Source organism: Streptomyces sp. SID11385 (genome assembly GCF_010548245.1).
In the GTDB taxonomy this organism is placed as follows: domain Bacteria; phylum Actinomycetota; class Actinomycetes; order Streptomycetales; family Streptomycetaceae; genus Streptomyces.
In genome coordinates this window covers 1-8,858 of record NZ_JAAGLR010000075.1, presented here as the reverse complement: position 1 = coordinate 8,858, position 8,858 = coordinate 1, and the positions used below count along the sequence as shown (strand labels likewise).

Sequence of the window (8,858 nt, the reverse complement as noted above, 5' to 3'; positions counted from 1 at the left end):
GGGGGTTTGGGCGCGGGCTTCGGCGGCGTGGGCGGTGTGGGCGGCTTCGGCGCGGGAGGTGCCGGGGGCGGTGGTGGGGGTGTCGGGGTGGGCTCCGGGGGCGGCGGCGGGGTGGGCCGGGGCGGGTGGTGGCCGTTGATCTCGACCCACGCGTGATCGGTGCAGACGACGAGGTGTCCGCCGATCGGTCCGCCCTCGATGAGCACCGAGGTCCCGCCCGTGTGGCCCGGCAACGGGCAGAACGCCGCGGCCGCCATGACCCCGGCCGTGATCCAGCCAGCCATTCGCCCCCTCCTCCTCCGGCGCTCCCCGCGCCGGACTGCGCACCGCACCGGCCCCGCGACCCCGCGCGGGCGGGAGCGGTTCCGGCGTACGGAGCAACGACCGGGCCGGGGAAGGGACACGCGACGCGAGGGAGCGCGGAAGCGGAGGGGGGCGCGGGGAACGAACGCACGCGCCGGGTGGGGGCTACGCCTTCAGGTTCGCGGGGTCGACGATCTCGTCGTCGGCGGGCTTGTGCACCTCGACCTTCTTGCCGTACTCGGAGAAGGTCATGTCGTTGGGCTCGGAGCCCTTCGTCTCGGTGCGCAGGATGTAGGGGTCGCCCTCGGTCGCGACGTGCATCGTGAGGCGCTTGCCGCCCTTCTCCTTCCTGAGCGCGAGCGCGTCCTTGCCGTCGACCTCGCCCGTGTCGCCGCGCTTGAGGCCCTGGCGCTCGGACTTGTCCTGGTCCATGGAGGCGAGGAACGCCTTCTTGTCGCAGAGCGAGGCGTCGGCGCTGTCCGCGGGGGCCTTGACCCACTTGCCCGCGAGCTTGTCGGCGAGCTGGGCGCCCTGACCACCGGTGCCGCCGCTCGCCTTGGCGGAGTTGGTCCAGAACTTCTTGTCGCCCTTGATGAGGATGTCGCCGCCGTCGCGCAGCAGTTCCGCCGTGGCACCGTCGCCGCTCATCGTGCCCGTGCAGTGGCCCTTGTCGTCGACGCGGATGTCGATCTTGACGACGTTGCCGCCCTTGACGTGCGAGGTGCCCTTGAGGTGGACGGAGGGGGCCTTGTCGGTGGCGGTGACGGCCTTCGCCGCGATGTCGTCGGGCTTCTGGCCCTTGAACGCCTCGTCGGCGTCGTCCGAGTCGCCGCACGCCGAGAGCGCGAGTGCTCCCGCGCACAGCATCCCGAGCGCCGCCGCCGTGGTCCGCGTCCGCCTCGTCGTCATGGTCCCGCCCTTCCGCCGGTCCCCGACCGGCCGCCTGTTGACGTCCCGTCGGGCGACGGGACTCGGCGCGAGTACCCGCGAAAACGCTTCCTTCACAGGACCGGCACAGAAAAGTCGGCGCGGGGACGGACGGCGTGCCCGGGGGCCCGGGCTCACTCGCGTCCGGTCGCGGCCGGTACGTACCGCCAGAACGCGGGGACGACGAGGGCGAGGAGGACGACGGCGACGACGACGAGGAGCCCGCCGCCCGCCGTCGCGCCGCGCGCGCCGACGGCCTCGCCCACGGTGCCGTGGAGAAGGTCGGCCAGGCGCGGACCGCCCGCGACGACGACGGTGAAGACGCCCTGCATCCGGCCGCGCATCTCGTCGGTGGCCTCCGACTGGAGGATGACGCCGCGGAAGACCATCGAGATCATGTCGGCCGCTCCGGCGAGCGCCAGCATGAGCGCGGCGAGCCACAGCGAGTGCGCGAGCCCGAGTCCCGCGACGGCCAGTCCCCACGCGGCGACCGAGAGGACGACCATCACGCCGTGGCGGCGGATGTGCGAGTAGAGCCCGGAGAAGACCCCGCACAACAGGGCGCCGACGGGGAGCGCCGCGTAGAGCACGCCGAGCGCGGCGTCGCCGCCGAAGTAGGTGTCGGCCATCTCGGGGAAGAGGGCGCGGGGCATGCCGAGGACCATCGCCGCGATGTCGGCGACAAAGGAGACGAGGAGGAGCTTGCGCGGCCACAGGTAGCGGAAGCCGTCGAAGATGTCCTTGAGCCCGGCACGGCGCGCGGCGGCCTTGAGCGGGGGCAGCGGCGGGAGCTTCCACACCGCCCACAGCGTGACGACGAGGGCGAGCGTGTCGACGAGGTAGAGCGTCGAGATGCCGAGGACGGGAGCGAGCGCCCCGGCGAGCAGCGGGCCGAGGATCTGGCCGAACTGGGCGACGGTGGAGGTGAGCGCGGTCGCGGCCGGGAGCTGGGCCTCGGGGACGAGGCGGGCGACGGAGGCGGTGCGGGTCGGGGAGTTGATGCCGAAGAGCGCCTGCTGGAAGGCGAGCAGGACGAACAGGACCGTGACCGAGTGCATCCCGAGCGCCGCCTGCGCCCAGAAGAGGAGCGAGGTGACGGCGATGCCGGCGTTGCTGAGGAGGAGGAGCGTGCGGCGGTCGCGCAGGTCGGCGATGGCACCGCCCCACAGCGCGAAGACGACGAGCGGGACGAGCGCGACGGCGCCCGCGACGCCGACGAGGGCGGAGGAGCCGGTGTCGTCGTAGATCTGGAGGGGGACGGCGACGGCCGTGAGCTGGCTGCCGATCGCGGTGACGACCGTGGAGGACCACAGGCGGCGGAAGGGCTTGATGCGGAGCGGGGTCGTGTCGACGGTGAAGCGTCGGCGGCGCTGCGCGGGGACGGGGGCCGGAGCCAGCGGCGTGTCCTCGGGGCTCTCGGTGGGCTGGTGAGCGCTGTCGGCCACCGGAAGGACTCCGTTTCCCGGCGGGGCAACGGTCCGCGGTACGCCGACGCGCCGCCCCTGCCGTGTCGTGCTGGGCAGGAAGCTGGAAGCGCGTTGACTGACGTTAACGCCTACGGTCGCGGGCCCGGGCGCGGGAGCGCGGGAGCCGTACCGCACGAACCTAACCGGAATGGGTGACACCGGTCAACACAGGGTTCACCGGCCGGTCACGGGACATACGAAGAGAGACGGAGGAGGTCGTGATGGGTGACGGCGAGGACGGCATAGGTCTGTCGGAGGCCGAGGAACGGGCCATCGCGCTCTCCCCGGCGGAGGAGGCGGCGATCGCCGTGACGGCGACCGAGGGGCGGGGCATCGCGGTGACACCCACGGAGGGCAGGGGCATCGCCCTCACGGAGGCGGAGGAGAAGGCGGTGTTCTCCGGTACGGGGAGCACGGCGACGTACGAGATCGACGCGCCGGGCGAGCACGGCATCCTCCCGGAGGGGCCGCAACTGCGCGCTCCCTCCCGGCTCCCCGACCACCACGCGCCGGACGCCCCGTCCCTCCCGGGCCCTCCGGACCTTCCGGGGCCCCACCCCGAGCCCCGCTCCTCGAACGCCGGAGGGAAGGGGTAATCCCGGCCCGTCCCCCTCCGGCTACCGCCGGGTCCGCACCAGCAGATAGATGAAGTACGGCGTCCCCACGAGCGACGTCATGAGCCCCGCCCCCAGTTGCGAGGGCGCGATGACGGTGCGCCCCAGCATGTCGGCGAGCGTCACCAGGCACGCCCCGAGGAGCATCGCCGTCGGCAGGACCCGCGCGTGGCGGCGCCCTACGAGGGCCCGCGCCGCGTGCGGCGCGACGAGCCCGACGAAGCCGATCGTTCCGGCCGCCGCGACGGCCGTCGCCGTGAGGACGACCGCCGTGCCGAGCAGCAGGAGCCGCCGCGGCGCGAGCGGCAGGCCGAGCAGGCGGGGCGTGTCGTCGTCGAGCGAGACGAGGTCGAGGTCGCGGCGCGAGGCCACCGCGACGGCCCCGCCGAGCACCAGGGCGACACCGACCGGCAGCAGGTCGGGCAGCTCGCGCCCGTACGTCGAACCGGAGAGCCAGGTGAGGGCCTTGGCCGCGTTGAAGGGGTCGGTCAGGACGATGACGAGGCCGATGAGCGCGGTCGTCGCCGCCGAGACCCCGATGCCGACGAGGATGACGCGGTTCTGCCGGAAGCCGCCGCGCGCGGCGAGCCCGAAGACGAGCACGGCCGCCGCCGCGGAGCCCGCGAAGGCGGCCCCGGCGATGCCCCACGTACCGATGCCGGTGGCGGCGGTCGTGGCGAGGACGGCGCCGAGCGCGCCGCCGCCCGAGACGCCGAGCACGCTCGGCTCGGCGAGCGGGTTGCGCGTCACGGCCTGCACGAGGGTGCCCGAGAGGGCGAGCGCGGCACCGGCGAGGAGCGCGGAGAGGACGCGCGGGACACGCGTGTCGAGGACGAAGGAGATCGCGGAGCCCGCGCGGCCCGTGGCCCAGTTGGTGAGGTCGCCGAGGAGGAGCACGTTGTCGCCGAGGAGGGCGCCCGCGACGACGAGGCCGGCGAGCACGACGACGATGACGGCGAGGGTGACGAGGTAGGCGACCCGGCCGGGTATGCGGGTGCGCTCCGGCTCCTGCGCGTCGCCGCCCTCCTTGAGCCGTACCGCCATGACGACGAGGAAGATCGCGCCGAGCAGGCTCGTGACGGTGCCGGTCGGGATGCCGGTGGAGCGGTCGGCGGTGACGAAGGTGCGGAGCAGGACGTCCGAGCCGAGGACGAGCCCCGCGCCGACGAGACCGGCGAGCGGGATGTTCGCGCGGGTGCGTACGAAGCCCTTGTAGCGGGCGACGAGGGGGCGGACGAGGGCGGGCGCGCACAGGCCCGCGTAGCCGAGCGGCCCGGTGAGGGTGACGGCGGCGGCGGCGAGCAGCGCGGTGAGCACGACGACGATCAGCCGGGTGCGGCCGACGGCGACGCCGAGGCCGCGTGCCGCGTCGTCGCCGAGGGCGAGCGCGTCGAGGCGGCGCGAGACGAGGAGGAGGCCGAGGAGCGCGACGGCGATGACGGGGAGCATCTGGAGAATGCCGTCGAAGCCGTTCTGCGCGATGGAGCCCTGGTTCCACTGGAACAGGCCCTCGGTCTCCTGCGGGAAGAGGAGCAGGAGGGACTGCGTGACGGCGTCGAGGCCGAGGGCGAGCGCGGTGCCGGCGAGGACGAGGCGGACCGTGCCCGTACCGAGCCCGGAGACGCCGAGGACGACGGCGGAGGCGGCGAGCGCGCCGATGAAGGCGACGCCCGAGGAGGCGAGGAGCGGGACCGAGACGCCGGTGACGGCGAAGAGCGCGAGGGCGAGGTAGGAGCCGGCGTTGACCGCGAGCGTGTCGGGGGCCGCGAGGACGTTGCGGCTCATCGTCTGGAGGGCGCGCCCGGCGGCGCCGAGCGCGAGGCCGACGAGGAGCCCGGCGACGGCGCGCGGCAGGCGCGAGGCGGCGACGACGGAGGCGGAGGTGTGGTCGCCGTCGCCGGTCGCCGCGTGCCACACGTCGGCGAGGCCGACGTCCGAGGTGCCCTGCGCGATGTCGATGACGGCGAAGGCCACGACGACGAGGAGGAGCCCCAGCGTGATGGCCGGCGCGCCCCCGCGGTGCGCGGGGGCGGTGGACTCCTGGACGGGAGGGCGCGTTGCGGTCGCGGTCATGAGCCTTGTTTCGTCACGTCTGGGGCGGGAGGGAAGGGCCGGCTGTGGGGGCGCGCCGGCGGGGAGCGGCGCGAACGTACGGGTACGGAGCGGCGGGACGGGGACGGGCGCCCCCGTGGCGTGCCGTGCGCCGTCACGCCGGGCGGCCCCGGGGGACGCGGGTCCCCGGGGCCGTCGGGAGCGGCGGGCCGTCACAGGCGGCGGCCCGCCGGGTGGGTCACTTGGTGAGCGCCTTGACGACGCTGTCGACGTAGGCGCTGCCGGAGGCGGGGCCGCCGAACTGCCAGATGCCGTCGTCCAGGCGGTGGACGTGGTCCTTCTTGACGAAGGGCAGCGACTTCCAGACGGAGTTCTTCGCGAGCTTGGCGAAGGGGTCGCCGCCGTCCGAGTCCGAGGCGATGTAGAGGAAGTTGATGTCACCGAGCTTGGTGAGGCCCTCGACGTCGGTCGAGGCGAGGCCGTACGCCTTGTCGCCCTTCTGCGTCCAGGCGTTGGTGAGGCCGAGCTCGGTGTTGATCTCGCCGAGGAAGGACTTCTCGGTGAAGGGGCGCACGGAGACCTGGTTGCCGGTGGCCCAGCCGTCCGCGAAGGCGACCTTGCGCTTGTCGGCGCCCGCGTCGGCGAGCGCCTTCTTTCCCTCGGCGATCTTGTCGCGGAAGTCCTTCTTGACCGTCGTGGCCTTGGCCTTCGTGCCGGTGGCCTCGGCGACGAGGTCGAGGGTGCGATCGACGGTCTTGAGCTGCGCGCCGCCGACCGCGGAGTCGATCTCCAGGACGGGGGCGATCTTGCGGAGCTGCTTGATCGCGGCGGCCTTGAGGTCGGTCGTCGCGACGATGACGTCCGGGTTCAGCGCCGCGACCGTGTCCATGCTGGGTTCGCCGCGCATGCCGATGTCCTTGGCGCCGTCGCCGAGCGGGGCGGCCTTGTCCCAGGCGCGGTAGCCCTTGATGTCGGCGACACCGACCGGCGTGACGCCGAGGCTGAGGGCGGCCTCGGTGACGTTCCACTCGGTGGTGACGATGCGCTTGGCGGGGCCGTCGAGCGTGACCTTCTGGCCCTTGTCGTCGGTCACGGAGACCTTCGAGGTGGCGGCCGAGCCCTTGGAGGCGGGCTCGTCCTTCGCGGGCTCCGAGGAGCCGCAGGCGGCGAGGGTCATCGCGGCGGTGGCCACCGCGGCCGTGGCGAGGAGGAGTCGTCTCATGGCGTGGGGTGGAGCCTTTCACTTCTGGTGCTGTGGCGGCCTATCGCGCGGGTGCGCGGCCGTCCGGTGAGGGGGTCGGTGTCGACCTCGATACGGATGCCGTAGACCTCGGTGAGGCGCTCGGAGAGGAGCACCTCCTCGGGCGTGCCGTCCGCGACGACGCGTCCGTCGCGCAGGAGCGCGATGCGGTCGGCGACGGCGGCGGCCTGGTCGAGGTCGTGCAGGACGACGCCGACGGCGATCAGGTGCTCGTCGGCCAGGTCCCGCATGAGGTCGAGGAGTTCGACCTGGTAGCGCAGGTCGAGGTACGTGGTGGGTTCGTCCAGGAGGAGGACGCCGGTCTCCTGGGCGAGGCAGCCGGCCAGCCAGACGCGCTGGAGCTGGCCGCCCGAGAGCTGCTCGACGGCGCGCTCGGCGAGGTCCTCGACGCCGGTCAGGCGCAGCGCGCGCTCGATCGCGGCCGTGCCCTCGGGGTCGGTGCCGCCCCAGCGGCCCTGGTATGGGTAGCGGCCGAACTCGACGACGTCGCGCACCCGCAGCCCGCCGGGCGTGGGACGCTGCTGGGTCAGCAGTGCGACGCGGCGCGCGAACTCCTTGGGAGCGAGCGCGAGGGCGTCGACGCGGTCCGTGCCGTCCTCCTCCAGGTGCACGTCCCCGGCGCGGGCGCGCTGGAGGCGGGCGAGGGTACGCAGGAGGGTCGACTTTCCGCTGCCGTTGGGTCCCACGAGCGCGGTGACCTCGCCGGGGCGCAGCGACAGGGCGGCGTCGTGGAGGACGTCCGCGCGGTCGTAGGCCACGCAGACGCCCGTCGCGGTGAGGCCGTGGCCACGCGTACGGAGGGCGGTGAGCGCTCGTTCAGCTGATTTCACGCCACGAAGGCTAGCCTAACCTTAGGTGGCTTCGTAACCCACCCCCGAGGAGTGGCCCGGGAGGCGCCCCGCTCCCCCGCCCCCACGGTCCTCGCAGGTCACGAAGGCATGACGGGGGTTAGCCCCCGCGTCGGCGACCGGGTGGCACCCCCCTCGGCCCGGGCGTCAGCAGGCTGCCCGCGCGGTACCCGCACCGCGAAGACTGACCGCATGACGACGACTCCTCTCGCACCCCGCCCGGTGCCCGTGCCGCGCGGCGCGGGTGACCGGAGCGGCGGCAGCGACTTCGCCCGCCTCGCCCAGCGCGTCGGTGCGGCCGGACTGCTCGACCGGCGCCCCGGTTACTACACCCTGCGCCTCGGCCTCGTCGTGGCTGCCCTCGCGGGTGGCTGGACGGCCTTCGCGCTGCTCGGCGACTCCTGGTGGCAGCTCGCCGTGGCCGCGTTCCTCGCCCTCGTCTTCGGTCAGGTCGCCCTGGTCGCACATGACTTGGCGCACCGTCAGGTCTTCCGTACGCGGCGGCCCAGCGAGATCGGCGGGCGGCTCTTCGGGAATCTCGGCATCGGCATGAGCTACGGCTGGTGGATGAACAAGCACACCCGCCACCACGCCAACCCGAACCACGAGGAGCTGGACCCGGACGTCGCCCCGGACATCCTCGTGTGGTCGAAGGAGCAGGCGCGGCACAGCAGGGGGATCGCCCGGCTCATCGGCGGGCACCAGGCGGCGCTGTTCTTCCCGTTGCTCACGCTGGAGGGCTTCAACCTGCACGTGTCGAGCGTGCGGGCGCTGCGCAGGCCGGAGACGAAGCAGCGGGTCCTGGAGGGGGTGCTGCTCTTCGCGCACCTGGCGGGGTACCTCGCGGCGCTCTTCCTCGTCCTGCCGCCCGGCAAGGCGGTCGCCTTCCTCTTCCTGCACCAGGCGCTCTTCGGCGTCTACCTCGGCTCCACCTTCGCCCCCAACCACAAGGGGATGCCGACGCTGACCGGGAACGAGCGGCCCGACTTCCTGCGCCGGCAGGTCCTCACCTCGCGCAACGTGCGCGGCGGGCTCGTCACCGACGTCGCCCTCGGCGGCCTCAACTACCAGATCGAGCACCACCTCTTCCCGAGCATGCCGACCCCGCACCTGCGCCGTGCCCAGCCCCTCGTCCGCGCGTACTGCGCCGAACTCGGCATCCCGTACCACGAGACGGGGCTGCTGCGCTCGTACAAGGAGGCGCTGAGGCACATGCACGAGGTGGGCGAACCTCTCCGGCGCGGCGTCGCGGCCCCGGGGACGACCGGGGGCTGAGCGGGGCGGGGGCGGGGGCGACGGCCGGTCCCGGTACGGGGGCGGGCGGCCCGCGACGAGGGCGGGCGGTCCCGTACGGGAACGGGCGGGCCGCCACGGGACCGGCGCGGAG

At 73.8% G+C, this 8,858-nt stretch carries 7 protein-coding genes and 1 pseudogene; 2 read left to right on the top strand and 6 right to left on the bottom strand.

Features of this window, described 5'->3' with window-relative positions; all coding sequences use genetic code 11:
* The 3 genes and pseudogenes from G3I42_RS02725 to G3I42_RS02715 form a co-directional block, all read right to left on the bottom strand.
* Positions 1 to 284: pseudogene (locus tag G3I42_RS02725) on the bottom strand (hypothetical protein); the annotation flags it as partial.
* 184 nt (positions 285 to 468) lie between these two features.
* Positions 469 to 1,212, bottom strand: a complete 744-nt coding sequence (locus tag G3I42_RS02720; protein ID WP_203606274.1) for a hypothetical protein — start codon at positions 1,210 to 1,212, stop codon at positions 469 to 471.
* A 152-nt stretch (positions 1,213 to 1,364) separates the two neighbouring features.
* Positions 1,365 to 2,675 (bottom strand): MFS transporter, encoded by a 1,311-nt coding sequence (locus tag G3I42_RS02715; protein ID WP_164282244.1) that lies wholly within the window; start codon positions 2,673 to 2,675, stop codon positions 1,365 to 1,367.
* A 242-nt stretch (positions 2,676 to 2,917) separates the two neighbouring features.
* Here G3I42_RS02715 and G3I42_RS02710 point away from each other — a divergent pair, with 242 nt between their 5' ends.
* A complete protein-coding gene (locus G3I42_RS02710) occupies positions 2,918 to 3,292 on the top strand; it encodes a hypothetical protein (RefSeq protein WP_239096221.1) in 375 nt (124 codons plus the stop codon).
* A gap of 21 nt (positions 3,293 to 3,313) precedes the next feature.
* Here the strand turns inward: G3I42_RS02710 and G3I42_RS02705 are convergent, their stop codons facing one another.
* From G3I42_RS02705 to G3I42_RS02695, 3 genes are all read right to left on the bottom strand, one after another.
* On the bottom strand, positions 3,314 to 5,383 hold the full coding sequence (locus G3I42_RS02705; RefSeq protein WP_164282242.1) for an iron ABC transporter permease: 2,070 nt from the start codon (positions 5,381 to 5,383) through the stop codon (positions 3,314 to 3,316).
* A gap of 217 nt (positions 5,384 to 5,600) precedes the next feature.
* Entirely contained in the window at positions 5,601 to 6,584 is a 984-nt protein-coding gene (locus tag G3I42_RS02700) for an iron-siderophore ABC transporter substrate-binding protein (protein WP_164282241.1), read from the bottom strand.
* Positions 6,581 to 7,453, bottom strand: coding sequence for an ABC transporter ATP-binding protein (locus tag G3I42_RS02695; RefSeq protein WP_343244429.1), 873 nt, complete (start codon positions 7,451 to 7,453; stop codon positions 6,581 to 6,583). Before G3I42_RS02695 ends, G3I42_RS02700 begins: the two co-directional genes overlap by 4 nt.
* A gap of 210 nt (positions 7,454 to 7,663) precedes the next feature.
* Between G3I42_RS02695 and G3I42_RS02690 the strand changes: the two genes are divergently transcribed.
* The gene (locus G3I42_RS02690) at positions 7,664 to 8,746 is read left to right on the top strand and encodes an acyl-CoA desaturase (protein WP_164282240.1); all 1,083 of its coding nucleotides are present in this window, start codon (positions 7,664 to 7,666) and stop codon (positions 8,744 to 8,746) included.
* Positions 8,747 to 8,858 lie beyond the last annotated feature (112 nt).

What these genes read in the sequence shown, in the direction of transcription:
- G3I42_RS02720 (WP_203606274.1), bottom strand. Translation starts at nt 1,212, where the DNA reads ATGACGACGAGGCGGACGCGGACCACGGCGGCGGCGCTCGGGATGCTG.
- G3I42_RS02710 (WP_239096221.1), top strand. Translation starts at nt 2,918, where the DNA reads ATGGGTGACGGCGAGGACGGCATAGGTCTGTCGGAGGCCGAGGAACGG.
- G3I42_RS02705 (WP_164282242.1), bottom strand. Translation starts at nt 5,383, where the DNA reads ATGACCGCGACCGCAACGCGCCCTCCCGTCCAGGAGTCCACCGCCCCC.
- G3I42_RS02700 (WP_164282241.1), bottom strand. Translation starts at nt 6,584, where the DNA reads ATGAGACGACTCCTCCTCGCCACGGCCGCGGTGGCCACCGCCGCGATG.
- G3I42_RS02690 (WP_164282240.1), top strand. Translation starts at nt 7,664, where the DNA reads ATGACGACGACTCCTCTCGCACCCCGCCCGGTGCCCGTGCCGCGCGGC.